At 41.1% G+C, this 18870-nt stretch carries 20 protein-coding genes; 10 read left to right on the top strand and 10 right to left on the bottom strand.

The genetic code is table 11. The annotated features are described in order from the left end of the window. From IBX40_04280 to IBX40_04270, 3 genes are all read left to right on the top strand, one after another. A partial coding sequence (locus IBX40_04280) for a hypothetical protein (protein MBE0523537.1) occupies positions 1-301 on the top strand: 301 nt, incomplete at its 5' end. A 58-nt stretch (positions 302-359) separates the two neighbouring features. Continuing rightward, the gene (locus IBX40_04275; protein MBE0523536.1) at positions 360-821 is read left to right on the top strand and encodes a PIN domain-containing protein; all 462 of its coding nucleotides are present in this window, start codon (positions 360-362) and stop codon (positions 819-821) included. Further along, complete coding sequence (locus tag IBX40_04270; GenBank protein MBE0523535.1) at positions 811-969, top strand: hypothetical protein; 159 nt, start codon at positions 811-813, stop codon at positions 967-969. Before IBX40_04275 ends, IBX40_04270 begins: the two co-directional genes overlap by 11 nt. A gap of 247 nt (positions 970-1216) precedes the next feature. On the opposite strand, the gene IBX40_04265 is transcribed toward IBX40_04270, so the two are convergent. From IBX40_04265 to trpD, 8 genes are all read right to left on the bottom strand, one after another. After that, a complete protein-coding gene (locus IBX40_04265; GenBank protein MBE0523534.1) occupies positions 1217-2428 on the bottom strand; it encodes a glucosyl-3-phosphoglycerate synthase in 1212 nt (403 codons plus the stop codon). A 36-nt stretch (positions 2429-2464) separates the two neighbouring features. After that, the gene (locus tag IBX40_04260; protein ID MBE0523533.1) at positions 2465-4201 is read right to left on the bottom strand and encodes an aldehyde ferredoxin oxidoreductase family protein; all 1737 of its coding nucleotides are present in this window, start codon (positions 4199-4201) and stop codon (positions 2465-2467) included. Between the two features lie 2 nt (positions 4202-4203). Continuing rightward, positions 4204-4614, bottom strand: coding sequence for a (Fe-S)-binding protein (locus tag IBX40_04255; GenBank protein MBE0523532.1), 411 nt, complete (start codon positions 4612-4614; stop codon positions 4204-4206). 7 nt (positions 4615-4621) lie between these two features. After that, the gene (locus tag IBX40_04250) at positions 4622-5095 is read right to left on the bottom strand and encodes an FprA family A-type flavoprotein (protein ID MBE0523531.1); all 474 of its coding nucleotides are present in this window, start codon (positions 5093-5095) and stop codon (positions 4622-4624) included. 79 nt (positions 5096-5174) lie between these two features. Then, positions 5175-5771, bottom strand: a complete 597-nt coding sequence (locus IBX40_04245) for an aminodeoxychorismate/anthranilate synthase component II (protein ID MBE0523530.1) — start codon at positions 5769-5771, stop codon at positions 5175-5177. Then, complete coding sequence (gene trpE, locus IBX40_04240; GenBank protein MBE0523529.1) at positions 5768-7342, bottom strand: anthranilate synthase component I; 1575 nt, start codon at positions 7340-7342, stop codon at positions 5768-5770. The genes IBX40_04245 and trpE overlap by 4 nt, the downstream gene beginning before the upstream one ends. Before the next feature lies 1 nt (position 7343). Then, complete coding sequence (locus IBX40_04235) at positions 7344-8033, bottom strand: phosphoribosylanthranilate isomerase (protein MBE0523528.1); 690 nt, start codon at positions 8031-8033, stop codon at positions 7344-7346. A 26-nt stretch (positions 8034-8059) separates the two neighbouring features. Continuing rightward, a complete protein-coding gene (trpD, locus tag IBX40_04230; GenBank protein ID MBE0523527.1) occupies positions 8060-9091 on the bottom strand; it encodes an anthranilate phosphoribosyltransferase in 1032 nt (343 codons plus the stop codon). 136 nt (positions 9092-9227) lie between these two features. Between trpD and IBX40_04225 the strand changes: the two genes are divergently transcribed. The 7 genes from IBX40_04225 to infB all read left to right on the top strand — a co-directional run bounded on the left by IBX40_04225 (position 9228) and on the right by infB (position 16761). Continuing rightward, positions 9228-10166, top strand: a complete 939-nt coding sequence (locus IBX40_04225) for a hypothetical protein (GenBank protein MBE0523526.1) — start codon at positions 9228-9230, stop codon at positions 10164-10166. A gap of 155 nt (positions 10167-10321) precedes the next feature. Beyond that, positions 10322-13441 carry a S8 family serine peptidase gene (locus IBX40_04220; GenBank protein ID MBE0523525.1) on the top strand — a complete coding sequence of 1040 codons (3120 nt, stop codon included), beginning with the start codon at positions 10322-10324 and terminating at the stop codon, positions 13439-13441. Between the two features lie 176 nt (positions 13442-13617). After that, positions 13618-13986: a 50S ribosomal protein L7ae gene (locus tag IBX40_04215; protein MBE0523524.1), complete on the top strand. Its 369-nt coding sequence runs from the start codon at positions 13618-13620 to the stop codon at positions 13984-13986. 8 nt (positions 13987-13994) lie between these two features. After that, the gene (locus IBX40_04210) at positions 13995-14207 is read left to right on the top strand and encodes a 30S ribosomal protein S28e (protein ID MBE0523523.1); all 213 of its coding nucleotides are present in this window, start codon (positions 13995-13997) and stop codon (positions 14205-14207) included. A gap of 5 nt (positions 14208-14212) precedes the next feature. Further along, complete coding sequence (locus IBX40_04205) at positions 14213-14398, top strand: 50S ribosomal protein L24e (GenBank protein ID MBE0523522.1); 186 nt, start codon at positions 14213-14215, stop codon at positions 14396-14398. A 25-nt stretch (positions 14399-14423) separates the two neighbouring features. Beyond that, positions 14424-14873, top strand: a complete 450-nt coding sequence (gene ndk, locus IBX40_04200; protein ID MBE0523521.1) for a nucleoside-diphosphate kinase — start codon at positions 14424-14426, stop codon at positions 14871-14873. Positions 14874-14988: 115 nt separating this feature from the next. Next, the gene (gene infB, locus IBX40_04195; GenBank protein ID MBE0523520.1) at positions 14989-16761 is read left to right on the top strand and encodes a translation initiation factor IF-2; all 1773 of its coding nucleotides are present in this window, start codon (positions 14989-14991) and stop codon (positions 16759-16761) included. Positions 16762-17229: 468 nt separating this feature from the next. Here the strand turns inward: infB and IBX40_04190 are convergent, their stop codons facing one another. Both IBX40_04190 and IBX40_04185 read right to left on the bottom strand, forming a co-directional pair. Beyond that, the gene (locus IBX40_04190) at positions 17230-18117 is read right to left on the bottom strand and encodes a hypothetical protein (protein ID MBE0523519.1); all 888 of its coding nucleotides are present in this window, start codon (positions 18115-18117) and stop codon (positions 17230-17232) included. Then, a complete protein-coding gene (locus IBX40_04185) occupies positions 18118-18828 on the bottom strand; it encodes an alanyl-tRNA editing protein (protein MBE0523518.1) in 711 nt (236 codons plus the stop codon). Between the last annotated feature and the right edge of the window lie 42 nt (positions 18829-18870).

Here is an 18870-nt window from a genome sequence, read left to right as displayed (position 1 = left end):
AGGTGCAGATGCGGATGTTGTTATTGATAATCAAATGATTGATATAAAAACAACTGAAAAATTAGAGATAAGTAAAGAAATGTTCAATCAAATTATAGGATATTACGTACTTGGAAAAATCGGAGGAATTGGAGAAGAAACGATTGATATAGCCAACATAAATGAGATTGGATTTTACTTTTCAAGATATGGAATAAAACATATGTATAACGTTGAAGAAATAATAAATTTTGATTCTCTTCCGATTTTCATTGATGAATTTAAAGTTAAAGCTAAAGAACTTTTTTCAGTTTCTAAATAGATGATAATCTAATAAAAAGATTATGGAATTAGCAAATATCTCCAGAGGCATGTAAAATATGTTCAGACCACGCATTTATGTCGACACTTCTGTGATAGGAGGCTGTTTCGATGAGGAATTCGATGAATACTCTGTGCAACTGTTTGATGAATTCATCTCGGGGAAGAAAATGCCGATTATTTCAGATGTGGTACTGTTCGAACTTGAGGGAGCGCCTGAAGAGGTTAAGAATGTACTTAAGCGAATTCCAAGTGACCACATTGAATACGTTTCGCTTGATGAGGAGTCTACTACAATTGCCAATGCTTACCTTGATGACGGTGTTGTAACAGAAAACAGCCTTTCAGATGCATGGCATATAGCAATTGCGACCGTGGAACGAGTGGATGTTCTGGTAAGTTGGAATTATAAGCATATTGTAAATATAAACCGTATTCACCTGTTAAATTCAGTGAATCTTAAGTTAGGATATCCGATTCTTGAAATTAGAAGTCCAAGGGAGGTGCTTAATGAAGTATAAGAAATTTGATGCTGTGAAGATGAAGCGTCAGTTGCAAAGAGCGGCAGAACTGAAACTAGCTCCGCTATCAGAAAAAGAGCAACTTGAACTATTGCATAGGAAGTTTGGACATTTGATAACACAAAAGGTAAAGACGCACTTCACCTAGCACGGGCTTTTGCGGTTTCGCAAATACTGGAGTCGATGATCGAAGTTCGCACCGTATCATGCGAACACGTGCCTTCGCATCCCACATCTGTCCGCGCTGACGCCACCGCACGACCTCCAAGCTCCTCGGATGCCCCGCAATTCATTGCGGGGTGGCACGGCTGGGGCGTGGTAGGATATTTCAATTCCTTATATAAACCCTTTATATGCAGGCCACTAAAAAGATAGGTTAATCAAAAACCTCGATATTATTTATAAGTATTAAAATCATTCAGTGCAGCATCTTTTATCCGTTCCCGAACATCTGACATGGCTGAAATGGCCCTTTTCCAGTCAGGCAGCAGCAATCCGCTGGAATTTTCAATATATTCCCTTCCTGAAGATAGGACAATTTTCGAGAATTGCTCGACCATACATTCTTCTATATGCCTGTTATAGTTCAGGCCATTGCACATTGCATCAGCATGGTACTGGCGTATGCGGTTCTGGGCTGTACGTTTATATAGAACATCCACACTCTGCATAATTGCTTCATTTATATCTACTCCATCCACTTCCACCAGATTCCTTAGTATTGTCTTGGTAATATCTTTGACCATCTTTGAAATACTGTCATCACCATCAACACTGATCAATCTATGTTTATGTTCATAGAATTCCAGATCGATCTGTGAGATCTTCTTTAGTGCTGTATTCTTGTATACCTCTGATAACAGTCCGATCTCTACTCCCCAGTCGCCCGGGATGCGAATATTCATAGCCAGGTTGGAGGTTATACCGAATTCTCCTGAGAGCGGATATTTGAAAGCACATAAATATTTCAGGAAATTGGATTCGTAATGTAACTTTTCAAGGAGTGAATGCAGTAGTGGATTTAATAACAGCCTGTATACCCGGCCGTACATTATCAGTTTCTCCATGTCGATCCTGGCATAATAGCCTTTATTGAAGAAGAAGTCCAGATCAGGTTCTACAATGGGATAAAACAGTTTCGCAGGTAGGAGTTTGGTATATGAAACAATATCAGCATCATGCATTGCTATTGCATAGCTGTCCAGGCTTGCAACCCCAAGTGCGATCCAGGCATCTTTCCCCTTACCACAAAAGTCTGTGATGTCAAGTCCATTCTCTCTAAGCTCTTCGATCACCTGTGTTACTGAAGGTCCGTTACACCAGATAATCAGATGCGGAATTATAAGACTGGAAAAATAATCCTTTACTTTTTTGTACTTGTGTTCGTCATCTGCAGCCAGGGCAATAATAACCCTGTAAAGATAAGGAGATTCATTAAGATGATCAATTATATTCCCAAGACTGTCACCGAATATCTCTTCATAGAGCATAGGTATCAATAAGGTCATAGGACGCTCGGATGCAATATCCTGCAGTGATGAAATGATTAAATTTTCATCAATCCTGAAGTCATGAATGGTTGTTACATTCTCCTGTACAAAATCCATCTGAATTTACCCGCTTATTATTTACCGAATATCTGCTTATACACCGGTCTTTTCTCGATAAAGCTGAATCATATTTGCGATGGTCTCCTTTTTTATATTCCCCATCTGAGATACTGTTTCAAAGAACCGTGCCGGCACCTTTACATCGCCAAGGTCAAATCCTTCCTGTTTCTTGAACCGGTATTTAGCCAAAAAAATCTCCCTGCCAATTGTTGCCAATTCGTCTTTGGTTTTATTGATCCCAACACTTGCCAGGGCATCAACGATGTTATCCTCGCTGTACACACCCCTGGCAAAAAGACAGGCAATAAGACTATTATTAATATTTCGCCCGTAGTCCTCGTAGATGAGTTTGTCCACCATCTGTTCCTCTGTCAACTGCTGGCTTGCAGCTTTCTGGTCTATGCTGTATCCCCCATTGTCCAGGTGGGAATGACGAACGCCGACCAACTGCCCCACTATAGAAGCAGGACCTGTGTGATAACCCGCTATCTCAAGCCGTCCCAGATTTATAGCAAAATCCTCGCCACCGTATTCTGCAGATGCGGCTGCAGTCCCCTTTGCCAGAGTCTCATAGAACTTATTAGGCATTTTAACTATCCTGTCAATGATCTTCAGGTAATTATCAGTGTCTCCCCACCTCAGTGCGATCCCCAGGGTATCAGGCGGGGTGATCAGGTCCCGCTCATAGGCCTCGGTAGCCCACGCCAGCACACCTCCCGTGCTCATCACATCCAAACCATAGCGTTCACACCTGTCAATCAGGCGAAGCACATCCTCAGCCAGGGTAATACCCAGGTTTGTGCCCAGTGAATAGATGAGTTCGTAGTCATAACTGATATGGTTCACCTCGAACTCATGGCCTTTGTGAAATGGGGTCTTGAGCATGGCAATATGGATGCAGCCGATGGGACAGTTACTGCAAGCGATCTTGCGAAGCAGCAGATTATCTGCAAAGTATTCACCTGAAAGGCTCTCTGCATTCTCAAAGCTGGATTGTTTAAGATTCTTGGTGGGCAGTCCTTTTAGCTGGTTTAACACATTGATATTGGCTGCTGTCCCCAGGTCATGGTATTTGTTCATGACCTCGGTGTCTACTACTGCTTCATAGAGTTTCTTATACATGTTTTTATAAGCGTCCATGTCAGGTATCTCAACCTCTTCGGTCCCTGAGATTACAATGGCCTTTAAATTCTTGCTGCCGAACACTGCCCCCAGGCCCAGTCTGCCGAAATGACGGTAGGTATCCACATTCACATTGGCATAGCTTACCCCTTTTACTCCGGCTTCGCCAATACGCATTATACTGCGCCTGCCCTTACCAGGTTCCACATCCCTCAGTATTTTGCCTATTACCTCAATGGATGATACATTCCAGATACTGGTAGCATCTTTGCATTTCACTTCTTCATCATGTATTGACAGATATGAGGGTTTTGGAGCCCGGCCTTTAATCACAATACTATCGTAACCTGCGAATCGCATTGCCATTGCCAACCTCCCGCCTGCATACGATTCACCCAGTTCTCCTGTCTGGGGTGATTTGAACATTGCCACAGCCTTTGATACACAGGGAAATATAGGGGTCAACGGTCCTATACTGAATATGATCGGTGCTTCGGGTGAGAGTGGATCTGTGTGGGGCGGGCATTCTTCCAATAGCAACTGGGTTGCTACACCTGTACCGCCGATATATTTGTCAAACAGGTCTGAACGATCTCGAATTTTATGTTCACCTGTTTCCAGGTCTATATATAATACATTAGACCACATGTTTATAGCACCTCGGTCTTTATCATTTCAAGTACATCATGACTGCAAAATCTTGCACATGTTCCGCAATGAATGCAGATTACAGGCATATCTTCCCTGTCAAAATGAATGGCCCGGGGTAGACAGGCATCGGCACAAACTTTGCATGAATCACATAGTTCATTTTTAAGCACTACACCGCCACCATTTCGAGGCGTTAAAGCACCTGTTGGACAGGCCCTGGCACAGGGTGGGTCAATGCATGAGCGGCAAACGATTATTTGGAGGCCGCTCTCTATCCCGCCTGAGGTCCTGATATCAATGGCACTATCAATCAACGATACCGAATCGGCATTGGTACGGCTGCACGCAAGCATACAGCTGTAGCAACCGATACATCTATTTGGATTAGCAACTTTTATTCTCGAAGGCATGTCCCCATCACTCTTTCTTTATATTATTATGGATGTCAGGATACATTAATGCTTTGTTCTTGATTCTGCATGCAAGCTGGGAACCTACTCTCCTGCACTCTTCCAGCTGCTCCTCGCCCGGCCTCCTCTTTACCCCGAAATCCTGTATCAGTTCTAAACCGTATAACGATAATTTATTATGAATCGCGTCAATTGCCTCCATACCCCAACCATATGATCCGAAGGCAAGACCTACCTTACCACTCAGATCAACATCATTAAGCTCATTTAAAAAATTCCTGACAGTAGGCATCATAGCATTTTTATAATTTGGGGACCCGATGGCTACTGCATCGGCATCTAACAGATCATGCTTGTTTGCATCATTAACATTTTTCAATTCGGCATCTACCCCTTCACGTTTTACACCTTCTTCAATCGCTTTGGCTATAAATTCTGTATTATGCGAACCAGTTCCGTATATGATAATGAGTTTTGGCATATTTCCCCATGTAACTATAGTTTACATGGAGTATTTCTAATTTTCCACACTCACCCAAACATTTCATTAAAGTATGATCTTACTTCTTATTATACCCTTTTGCCAATTTCAAAAAGTTCTCAATAATCTTCAAACCCTCGGGTGTTAGCACAGACTCTGGATGGAACTGCATTCCTTCCACAGAATATTTCTTGTGCCTGATACCCATAATGATCCCGTCCTGGTTTTTTGCAGTAACCTCCAATTCATCAGGAAGGCTACTCTCATCCACTGCCAGGGAATGATACCTTCCTCCAGTAATCACAGGCGGCAATCCCTCATAGATCCCTGTTCCCGAATGGGTAATCTCTGATGTCTTGCCATGTATTGGTCCAGATATGGAATGGATTACCTTACCGCCAAAAGCTACTGCGATGGCCTGATGACCCAGGCATACACCAAGTAATGGTGTTTTTGGTCCGAATGTCCTGATGATCTCGATACAGTTACCAATATCTGCAGGATTGTGGGGATTTCCCGGTCCGGGAGATATTACTATGGCATCAGGGTTTATGGCACGTACTTCTTCAAGACTGATTGTGTTTGGAACTACAAGTGTATCGGGGTCGAACATGGATACATAATCCACCAGATTCCAGACAAAGGAATCCTTGTTATTCACGAACAGTACCTTCATGCTCCCTCCAGCGCTTTGAACATGGCAGCCATTTTGCGTTCGGTCTCATTATACTCGTAGGTGGGGTCAGAATCGGCCACAATACCTGCCCCGGCCTGAATATAAGCCTTTCTGTCTTTCATGATCACTGTCCTTATCACTATGGCAAAATCGGAGTCCCCGTTAATGGAATAATAACCCACGCCTCCGCCGTATAATCCCCTGGCAGCGGTCTCCAGATCGTCTATGATCTCCATGGCCCGTATCTTGGGTGCCCCGCTCAGGGTACCTGCCGGGAATATGGCACGGGTCGCATCGAACTGGTCGCACTCGTCCCGCAGCAGTCCTGTAACCGTACTCTCGATATGCTGTACATGGGAATACTTGAGCACGCTCATATAATCCTCCACCTTCACTGTGCCTGGTCCGCTTACCATTCTCACATCGTTTCGGCCCAGGTCAACCAGCATCACGTGCTCGGCCCGCTCCTTCTTATCATTGAGCATCTCACTGGCTAACTGCTTGTCCTCTTCTGTTGTGGAACCCCTGGGACATGTTCCTGCAATGGGATTTGTGATGACTTTCCTGTTATGGACCGTTATCAAAGTCTCAGGACTTGCACCGATAATAGCGGTACCGTCGAACTCGAACAGGTACATATATGGACTGGGATTCACCTCGCGCAGTATGCCGTAGAGTTCGGCTGGGGTCAGGTCAATCTCCTGTTCATACCTGCGGGATAACACTACCTGGAATATATCCCCGTCAATGATGTGCTTACGTCCTATCTTCACCGCATCTTCGTAGTCCTGTTTATCCATAGTACATATAGGGTTCAGGATAACGGAATACTGGTTTACTGCAAGCTTGACCCCTTCTGCCTTATCTATAAGAGACAGAAGGTCATAGGCTTGTAGTTGGACCATTTCATAAATTTTGTCTGGATCATCGGCTTCTGACATAAATGGAGTCAGTACCACATGGATAAAACCTGTGAGATGATCAAAGATCACGGTCTGGCTGACCAGTGCGAACTGGGCATCAGGAAATTCTGATTTGTGTGCCGCCTCCCGATCCAACCAGCAGTCATACACCAGGTCATAAGAATTAAATCCGATGGCACCGCCAAGAAATGTCTGCCTGTCAAAGCCTGTGCTGTTCAATAAATCCACCCCATTCGCAGGAAAAGCAGCTCTGATAGCATCAAGGGTATCAAACCTAGGTTTGATATCTCCTAACAGCTGTTTATCATTCTCCCTGATATCGCAGACTTCGGCCAGGTTGTTTGACACATGTTTGACCATGGGTGAAGAAAATGGATACTGCAGGGAGACAATCCTGTCCTTTACTGTTACAACAGCATCCGGATTATAGCCAACGAACGAGAAGCGTGCATGGCGTTGTTCTTTTTCCATAGATTCAAGTAAATATGAATACCTGCATGCACTGTTATTTTCTTCTTTCATAACATTGTACAACTGGAATGGGGTGCAATCGACCCTGGTCTTTCCACTGACCTGGATAATAGCAGGTCTTTTGCTTCCTGCCAGGTCACAGAATTCGGCTTTTGTCAAGTCAAGCTGTATTTTCATTTCACTGTCCTCTGGCGTTTTTCATAAACATCTTTACTTTTTCGTCATCGATCTTGCGATCAGTCTCCACTCCGGATACTGTGTCAACACCAAATGGTCTGACTGTGCTGATCGCATCTGCTACATTCCCGGAATGTAAACCCCCTGCTAATATCACAGGTAATGGTGATTGTACCGTAATATCCCTGCTCTTGGTCCAGTCATGGACGACACCTGTTCCACCACTTTTTCCACCCACACTGGAATCCAGAAGAACGGCATCAACAATGTTCTTCAATGCAGTTATGTAATCAAGGGTGTCCCGGACTGATGTTTCATCAATGATGTTGATTGTCTTAATGATCTTTACCCTGCTTTGTGCTTTTAATGATACGAGCTCATCAATGCTCATGGCACTGTGCACCTGTACTGCATCCGGTTTCACGAAATCGATCAATTCAAGAGCGTTTTTCAGGTCATCGGGCATGAATACCATTATTGAGGTCACAAAAGGTGGTACAGAGGCTGCCAGTTCCCTTGCCGTCTCCCTATCGATCTTGCGATGGGTGTTTACAGGTACTTCGGTTATGAAACCTACAGCATCAGCTCCGTGCTTTACTGCCATTGAAACCGAATCTTTATCCCTCATCCCGCAGATCTTGACCCTGACAAATGAACTGTAAGGGGCATTAAAGGCTGTCTCTGAACACATTTGATCTAACAAAACTCCTGAAACACTTAAGATATATATTTTTTCAACTGTGCAGGATCGCCTGCCACTTCCACAAAACTCTCAAGTTTACTCAATGCCGCTTTGTCATCAATGGTCTGCTGTGCCAGTTCCACGCCGTCTTTCAGGTCTGAGGCTTGTCCGCCGACCAGGATTGCTGCAGCAGAGTTCATAACAACAATGTCACGTTTGGCTCCTTTTTTGCCTTTTAATATCTCTACGATATCCGCAGCGTTCTCCTGGGGAGTACCACCCCGAATATCTGAGATTGATGCCCTCTTGAATCCCAGTTCTTCAGGTGTCAATGAATATGTTTCCACACTGCCGTTTTTCAGTTCTGCCACGAAAGTTGGACCCAGGTTGGATATCTCATCAAGACCGCTGCCGTGTACCACAAAAGCCCTTGTGGTTCCAAGGATGTTCAACACTCTGGCCATGGTATTGCATAGCGATTCATCAAATACTCCTATCACCTGGGACTTCGCATTGGCAGGATTTGTCAAAGGCCCCAGGATATTAAATACAGTACGCACACCCAGTTCCTTCCTGGGTCCTGCTACCCGCTTCATAGAAGGATGGAACACAGGAGCTAGCATGAATCCGATGCCTGCTTTTTCTATTGATTCAGATACCTTTTCAGGCGGCAGGTCAATGCTTAATCCCAGTTCTTTTAATACATCTGCACTGCCTGATTTTGATGTAATTGAATAGTTTCCATGCTTTGCTACAGGTACTCCTGCAGCGGCTGTTATGATTGCTGAAGCTGTGCTGACATTGATGGTGTGGGACGAGTCACCACCAGTGCCGCAGGTATCAACCAGGGTACCAGTGACCCTGGGGTTAATAGTATTTGCAGCTTTTTTCATTCCCCTGGCCATTCCCGCGATCTCTTCCGCGGTTTCACCTTTCATTTTCAGAGCAGTAAGAAAAGCACCTATCTGGGCATCTGTAGCATCACTGAATATCTTGTTGATTGCTGATTCGGCCTCATCTGAAGTCAGATTTTCTCCCGATGTTAATTTAGCAATAAATTCCTGCATTAATATAACTCCTTCAATGTACAATATTATACAATGGTGTATAGATGCATACATCATATTTAAACATTATTACAAACAAAACAAATATAATATATGTCTGTGAATTAATGTACAATCACTAGAGGTCAGATATCAGATGGAACAAAAAACAGGCGCCAAGATAGTGGCTGCATTCCTGGCACTAATAATGTTACTTTCAATATTCCCATACTTCTTTAATGGTAACAGTTCAAACCCCAGTCAAGATGTGCAGAACAATGATTACAGCGATATACAAAATGATAATTTCAATGTGGGAGGGGAACTAATAGATCATAGTTTTAATTCAATTGCTGATGCACTTCAAATGTCCCCACCTGATACCTATTCAGCCCAATATATTGATGTGGAATATATGAATTCAACCACGGCCCAGCTATGGAATGAGTATATAAATCCTAACATAACTACTGTAGGACTGATAAGTAAGAGTGAAGTGGATAGTCTCTATCAATCACCCACAAATCCAGCACAAAAAACATTCACAAGACAGATGTATTTTGCTGAATTACCTGACAACAATTTCTTATTATTAAGTACAATGACTCCAAAAAGGGTTTATTTCAGTTTTAATGCTGCGATTACTTCTTATGGTGCGAGGCACCAGGTCTTAATAAGGAGCAATGGTGGGACAAATATTATGGGAGAACCAACCCTATACGCTCCCTCAAGAGATAATGCTGAATCGATTCTTTCAATTATTGAAAGTGCAGGTAACCAAATAACTGCATACGATACCTTTGGCACATTATTGAACTATTCAGATGATTATTCGGAATTCCAGGTAGTAAGCTCTCAGGTGGATTTTGCAGACAAATATTATCTGGGCATTAATATAAATCAGGATGGGAACTTTACCAGAACCACTATTTATCAGAATCCAACTACTGAGACTTCATCACATATCAAACAACTTGCAGGGACCGGACTTGCAAGAGGTTTTTCCCAATACAATTTAACAATTGAAGGTGATATCCTGAAAGTTGTGATCACAGGTCAGTTCCAGGATGTCATAAACGAGGATATTGAAAAATAGATAAAGAGCTGTCTTAATATAATGTTTACTGTAATTAGTTTAATTAATTAAGAAATCTTTCAGTTAAAAAACATTTAGGAAAATTATGATTAAAAATGACTTTCAAAGGCAAGTTATATTTGAGCATTATTAAAATCTTATTATTAACTATTATTGTGATAATTCTAGTTCCAATAGTAGTGTCAGATGCTGCTAATGGTCAAAATAAGATCCATCCTGACCTGATGGGTCACATGACAGACCTTTCATTCAACCATACTGAAGAAAAAATCCGGGTTATCGTTATGCTAAATGAACAATATAATCCGCCTCAATTTCAATCAACACAAAGTTTTTTGGACAAAAAACAGGACCACAAAGAAGTAGTTCAATCTATGAAGATGCAGGTACACGACAGCCAGAGCAGAATTTTAGATTCACTTGAAGATAAGAAAAAAAACGGCAAGGTAAAACAAGTACGTACGTTGTGGCTCGTGAATGCCATAGTACTTGAGGCAACTCCGGAAGTTATCGAAGAACTATCCCGACGGGAGGATGTGGCTGAGATTATACCTGATTTTGTGGTGCATCTGGTTGAGGAGCCTTCCATCCAGGGTGAAGCAGGTATTCTTTCCGGTACTCCAGTATGGGGAGTGGAAAAGATCAACGCCACAGATGTCTGGGATATGGGATTTAACGGAACCGGCATTAATGTTTCAATTATTGATACGGGAATAAACTATTCACATCCAGACCTTCAAGCTAATTATAAGTTAGGGTATGATTTTGTCAATAATGATCAAGATCCCATGGACGATGAAGGACACGGCACCCATGTGGCAGGTACGGTATCTGGAACAGGTGTTGAAGGTTATAAAACAGGAGTTGCACCGGGTGCAAATCTATTTGCTGCAAAAGTGCTCGATTCGGACGGGGACGGAAATTACAGTGATATTATTGAGGGTGTGGGATGGTCAGTTGCCAACGGTGCTGATGTAGTCTCTTTATCATTTGGCGGTCCGCATGAATCTTCAATGACAGCAATGGTTAATAATACAATAGCTGCCGGGGTTTTACCTGTGATAGCAGCAGGTAATGATGGAAGAAATGGTTCTTCGACTATTATGTGTCCTGGAGATGAGATAAATGCAACCACTGTGGGTGCAACAGATAGCAATGATAACAATGCATCATTCAGCAGCATTGGGCCGGTTAATTTATCTTCCGAGACATACATCAAACCTGATGTAGTGGCTCCCGGTTTGAAAATTTTATCAACGTCCTGGTTGGGTGGATATATAAATAAGAGCGGCACATCCATGGCCACTCCACACGTATCAGGTGCTGCTGCACTGATACTTCAGGCATATCCTGATATGTCCCCTCTGGAAGTAAAACAGCTGCTGGAATATACTGCTGTGGATCTGGGGACTTCCGGAAAAGATAATTATTATGGTTCTGGCAGGATCGATGTCCTGGAAGCTATAATGGCACCTCTACCCCTGATATCAAATATCACAATTTACCCTAATACCACCAATATTAATTCTACAATAAATGCGACAATATCACATTACATTCATAACATTTCATATGCTGGATTTTATATTGATGATGATATGGCAAACGTATCAGCCATGAGTGCAAAGGACGGAAGTTTCAATTCTACTATTGAAAATGTTACCGGACTTATAAATATAACTACATTGCAGGATGGGGAACATAATGTCACATTTCAAGCCCAACACAGCAAAAACTACTGGAATAATCAAACAAGTGAAGTCTTTACAGTAGATAAAACTCCACCTACTATTATATTAAATACTCCACTAAATAAGTCAAATATAATTATCAACCTTTCAATTGAAGATGTGGTATCAGGCATCAACAATGTAATATATAATTACAATGGAACCAACGTATCCTTATTCTATCCTTATGATATTGATATATCAAACTGGCCTGAGGGATTAACTACAGTACATGTCTGGTCATATGATAAGGCAGGAAATGTGAATCATTCATCGTTCAATTTGAGTATCGATAATACTCCACTGATAATCATATCTGTTATGCATAACGGTACTGGAATCCTTAATTCCGATGATGTATTGTGGGTCAATTTAACAGAAATTGGTGGGAATGAATCGTATTTCACAATTGAAGACACAAGTATAAACCAATCCCTGGATAAAATATCTTCTGGTTACTTTTCAACCAATTATACTATACCGGCCGGATTAGAAATCAAAGACAAGGTTCTTACATGCTATCTAAGTGACGAAGCTGGTAACACAATCAGTTCAGAAGCTGATGGTAACATAAGTATCGATTCTCTGGCACCGCGAATTAATCTTGTCTCACCTGCCAACAATTCATTTATCCGGTCTGGTACTATAATCGATCTCACAATCTCGGATGTTTTTTTGGCAAATGGTACATATAATTATAATGGTACGAACATGGCCCTTCTATCGCCTTTTGAAATTGATACCACTGGCTGGAATGAAGGGGCTTATAACCTTACAATATGGGCAAATGACACAAAAAATAATAGCAGTACCAAAACTTATCATTTCACAATAGATGATTCAAAACCCTCTGCCGGGAGCAGTGGCGGAGGGGGTGGTGGAGGATCTTCTGGTGAGGAACGTAATAATATACTTGTTGAAAAATCAGAGCGTATAAATATATTCCTTGGAGACCATGTAAGTTATTCCTTTGAAGATATTTCTATCTTATATGTAAATTTTACTTCAAAAACAAGTGTTGGTTGGATTAAGTCCACAATTGAAGTTTTGAAAAGTACATCCACCCAGGTAAACACTCCTGCTCCCCTGAATGTTTATAAAAATGTAAATATCTGGGTAGGTCTATTTGATTGGGCTAATGAACAAACAATAGCAAATGCCTCAATATCTTTCAAAGTTCCTATTGAATGGATAAAATCCAACAATATTGATGAGGGAAGCATCAAGCTATATAGATACAACAACAACACATGGAACCCATTACCCACAACCAGGGTCAATCAGGACGAAATAAATTTTTATTATAATAGTCCAACACCAGGTTTTTCACCATTCGCAATAACTGGAAAATCGAAACCAACTCTTCTAGTCAAACAGGTTCCAATACCTGCTCCTGCAATTATTGAAAATAATTCTGCACCTTCAAACAAACAGGTTCGGCAAATTGAAAGTCAAAATCATGAAGGAAATGTCATACTCTGGATTTTGGTAATAATTATAATATTATCAATTGCTGCAGCTGGTTTTATATTAAAGAAAAGATGAAAATTGGGTAGTATATCGATGTGAGATAAACGCTCTTTGGCGATAGGTATATTACCTATTGTGGAATAGTAGGGTGGTCGAATCAATTATGAAAATCTGATTCAGATTTATTATATTCATTTAACATAGAAACCGATGAATAATGACGGACATTACTGTCCGGAAGGAGAGTTAATATGGCACAAGCAATATATGTAAAATTTGAAGTTCCTACTGATCTTGAAAACAGTTCTTTGGAAGCGCTAGAACTGGCAAGAGATACAGGCAAAGTACGTAAAGGAACTAACGAAGCTACAAAAGCAGTCGAAAGAAGCACTGCCAAGCTGGTTTATATTAGTGAAGATATCAATCCACCAGAGATCGTGGCCCATCTTCCATTATTATGTGAAGAGAAGAACATTCCATACATCTATGTGAAGAAACAGGAAGAACTGGGCGCAGCTTGCGGTCTTAAAGTTGGATGCGGCGCAGCAGTGATTCTTGAAACAGGTAAAGCAAAAGACCTGGTAGATGACGTGGCAAATAAGATCCAGGCATTGAAGTAGGAATTATTATGGCAGAAGAATTTGAAGGTTATCCAGCCGAGATCATCGAGATTGTGGGCAATACAGGTATGCATGGTGAAGCCCTTCAGGTGCAATGCCGGATACTTGAAGGCAGGGACAAAGGCAGGATAATAACTCGAAATTGTGTGGGACCGATCAGAGTAGGCGACATTTTAATGCTCCTTGAAACTTCAAGAGAAGCAAAGAAACTGACGCGGTGATAAAGATGGAAATGCGTAAATGTTCATTCTGCGGAAATGATATTAGTGTTGGTACCGGTAAGATGTATGTAAAAAAAGATGGCACCACCCAATATTTTTGCTCAAGTAAATGCCAGAATAATATGGCACTCGGCAGGATTCCCAGACGAGTCAAATGGACCAATGAATACCATAAACTAAAGGCAAAATAATTTTTTTTTTTTTGAGGGTTTACACATGCAGCATACTTATGTTATGGTCAAACCGGATGGTGTTCAAAGAGGACTTGTGGGAGAAATAATCTCCCGGATCGAGAAACGCGGTTTCAAAATAATTGCATTGAAGATGTATACAATTACTGATGAAATCGCTACCAATCATTATGCTGAACATGAAGGTAAACCCTTTTTCCATTCCCTTCTCGACTTTATAACCAGCGGTCCGTCCGTCTCCATGGTAGTTGAGGGGAAGGGGGCGGTTGCAGTTATTAGAGCAATGGTCGGGGCTACGAACCCACAGGAAGCTGCTGTAGGATCAATTCGTGGGGATTTTGGTCTTGAGATGGGCCGAAACATTATCCATGCCTCGGATTCCACTGAATCTGCAAAACGAGAAATGGCGATTCATTTTAGCGAATCAGATATATCCTATTACTCAAGAATCGATGAACAATGGCTTTATGAGTAGTGGTTTCATAAAATCATTTAAAAAATCGTCTTTCGATTAATTCTCCCATAATTATAAATCGTACAATTACAATATTACTTCAGGGTGAAATTCTTTTGTATAAGGGGCAATATCAATGGCACAGAACAAGAATCTTCGTACTCCCATCGTATGCGTCATGGGTCATGTCGACCATGGCAAGACTACTTTACTTGATAAAATCCGGGGTACAGCCATTGCAAAAGGAGAAGCCGGTGCCATCACCCAGCATATTGGTGCCACAGAAGTCCCATTAGATGTTATTATAAAAGTTTGTGGTCCCCAGGCAAAGGGTAAATTCAAACTTCCTGGTTTACTTTTTATTGATACACCTGGACATCATGCTTTTACTACCCTGCGATCCCGAGGCGGAGCACTGGCCGATTTAGCAGTAGTGATCGTTGACGTTAATGAGGGATTCCAACCCCAGACTATTGAAGCCATCAATATCCTTAAACAATACAAGACCCCGTTTGTTGTAGTCGCAAATAAAATTGATAGAATCCATGGCTGGGATGCACATCCAGGTGTCTCATTTCTGAGTTCTTATCAGGCACAGCCTGAACATATAAGGGCTATAGTGGATGAGAAGATTTACGAGATTGTGGGAAAGTTATATGATCATGGGCTCAGTTCTGACCGCTATGACAGGATACGGAATTTCCAGTCAAATATTGCTGTAATACCGATCAGCGCAAAGAGTGGGGAGGGTTTACCCGATGTCCTTACGGTCCTGTTAGGTTTGGCACAGAAATTTCTTGAAACATCCCTGGAATTCCACACTACAGGTCCGGGAGTTGGTGTGGTTTTGGAAGTGAAGGAAGAAAAGGGATTGGGTACTACCCTTGATGCAATTCTGTATGATGGGGAGATTAAAATAGGGGATATGATAGCTGTTGGTACCCTAAATGTCCCAATTATTACAAAGGTCAGGGCACTGTTAAAACCCAGGCCGTTGTCTGAGATAACCTCTGAGGAGAAATTCAAACATATAAAAAATGTAACTGCAGCTTCAGGATTGAAAATCTCAGCTCCGCAACTGGATGATGCCATTGCAGGCGCCCCTGTCAGGGTTGTGACCAAAGATACTGTTGATGAGATATCTGAAGCGATAAAATCTGAGATAAATCAAACCCGAATAAGGACTGACAATATTGGTGTGATCATCAGGGCTGATACTATCGGCAGTTTGGAGGCACTGGTAAATGAACTTAAAAAAGAGGAAATACCCATAAGAAAAGCAGACGTGGGCAATATTTCAAAACGAGATATTGTTGAAGCAGTCGCTATCGAGGATCCCCTTTATTCAGTAATACTGGGATTCAATGTGGATATACTCCCGGATGCTCTCGACGAACTCCAAAAAAGTGATGCAAAACTCTTTATGAGCGATGTGATCTACAGGCTTGTGGAAGATTACGAAGAACATGTTGAGGAATTGACAGCTTTGACCGAAAAACAGAAGAGTGAAGCAGTAATCAGGCCCGGTAGGTTCAGGATATTGCCAGACCATACATTCCGCCAGAGTAAACCTGCTGTGGTGGGGGTTGAAGTGGAAGGTGGGATTATCAAAACCAAGCTTAATGTGATGAAGGAAGACGGAACCAGGATAGGGGTAATAAAAGGTATCCAGGAACATGGTGAGAATGTGGGTGAGGTGAAGTTACATGCACAGGTTGCAGTTTCAATCGATGGTCCAATAGTCGGCCGGCAGATTCATGAAGGAGAATTATTGTTTATTGATATTCCAGAAAAGCATGCGAAAATAGTAGAACAGGAACTTATCGAATCTATAAGTGTGGATGAACTTGAAACCCTGGAGATGTTCATGGATATCAAACGACGAGGAAATCCATTCTGGGGAAAATGATATTTTCTTAGAAAGTATTCTACTAGCACCAATTTTTTTATATCAAGTAATTGATTTGAATGAGACGAACTTTGAGGTCAATTTTTTTGGCGGTTATAACCCCGGGTAGAAAACTGACCCAGCAGCCTTTGTACCCCAAGTTCCTGAATTTTTAAGCGCATAAATCCGATTGACAAAAGGACACAGGTAATTTGAAAGTAATCGCCCAGTATCAGTTAAGGCATAACCCATCTCATTTTGATACCAGACCTCTTTGTTCCAGCATCCTTATCTGAGGAATGACGCCTGATGAGGGTAACATTCAATGATTGTCTTATTTCAAAAAGATTTTTTGGACCTTAGCTTAATAATATTAAAAATTTTTTTCGTTTTCATAACTTGTCGATGAAAATTTATTTTGGAATATTATAATAATTATAATAGTGGTGATTATTGTATTATTTAACTATTTCCAGATGAAAATTGTAATTAAGTTAATGAATCAATTAGTTCTTCTTCATTGAATTTTATTAAAATATTCTTGAGTTTTTGCATGGTAAAGGTCCGATAATATTCCCTTGTAATTTGACCAAATGATGTTACAGCTCTTTGAAAATGAATTCTATTTTTTGTCCTGGCACCTAATATCAACCGGGTTTCAACAATGGATTGATATATTGAAGATCTTTCAAATTCATTAATTAAAGAATTTGCTGATTCATCAGCTTTCTTAATGCAATTATTGGCTGCATCGATTTGATCAAGGTCTAAAAAGAGTTTGGATAGGTCAATATAGGCAGATGTACGATATATCGGATTAGTGATGGAATTAGAAGAATCAATAATATCAAGAGCTTTAATTGCTGAATCTAAGGCTGACTGGTTATTATCAGCAGCATGCAATGTCATGGCAATCTTTCTTAAAGATGACGAGCGATAGGTATCATATTCTATACCTTCTGCCAGCTTTATTGCATTTTCAATGGCATCGGATTCATTATTCTTTAAACCAACCTCAGCTATTGTAGACACAACCCCTTCCATAGCATGACTACGATCGTGTCCTTCAATAGTTTTTGCTGAGATTTCCAATGCACGCCGTACAAGATCGGGATTAGCAGTAATTCTGGCAACTCTGGATGTACCCCTTACAATATCCACATATGCCTTTGAGCGATCATGCTCGTCAATTATGTTATTAGTAAATCGAATTGCAGCTTCCAGATAGGTTATGTCATTTGAAGCTATAGCCTTTAGAGCAAGTATGGCAACTCCAGCCCGGTATTTTTTGGATCGCTTGGTATTATCTTTTATAGATGCTGCATTTTTCTCAAAAATTTTAATAAACTCTTCACCAGACATCATAACACCAGCCATCTAATCGGATTTGAACCTGAAATATATCCTTCTATTACTTTTTCCCTTATTCTCTGCTTTGAATATTTCTATGTTTGGTATCTCGTCTGTATTTGCCGCATGGGTCCCACCGCAAGCTTGTTGATCAACACCGGGTATTGAAATCACTCTAATTTCCTGGGATTCCGGGGGAAAAGCATCCTTTAATTTGACAACTGATGGAATTGAAAAAGCCTCATCTTTAGACATGATATTAATAGTAACAGGAAGTTTTTTATTAATAATCTCATTTACCTTCGCTTCAAAAGACTTTATCTGCTCCCTATCAAAGTCATTAAGACTAAAATCAACTCGTGTTTTGTCCTCTCCAAGCTGATTTCCTGATATCTGAGCACCAGTCTCAGTATGAATAACAGCACTTAGAATATGACAAGCAGTATGATATTTCATAAAAAGATATCGTCTATCCCAGTCGATAATTCCTTTAACCTTATCTCCTTTGGTAAGTCCTGTTCTGGATACCTCGTGGCTGATAACTTCACCAAACTTACCTGCATAGATCACTGGATAATCCTGATTGTCTTTTATTAATATCCCGGTATCATGGGGCTGACCACCTGAATTTGGATAGAATGCTGTTTTACTCAGCACGACAAATTTATTGTCTGTTACACGCTCAACTGTTGCTTCGAATTCCTTGATATAACAATCATTCAGGTACAAGGTTTCCATGATTACTATAATCGGCTCTATCTTAAATAAATATTATTACCA

The organism is Methanosarcinales archaeon (assembly GCA_014859725.1).
Taxonomy (GTDB): domain Archaea; phylum Halobacteriota; class Methanosarcinia; order Methanosarcinales; family Methanocomedenaceae; genus Kmv04.
Note: the sequence above shows the minus strand (reverse complement) of the source record. Positions and strands in the feature narration are given on the sequence as shown.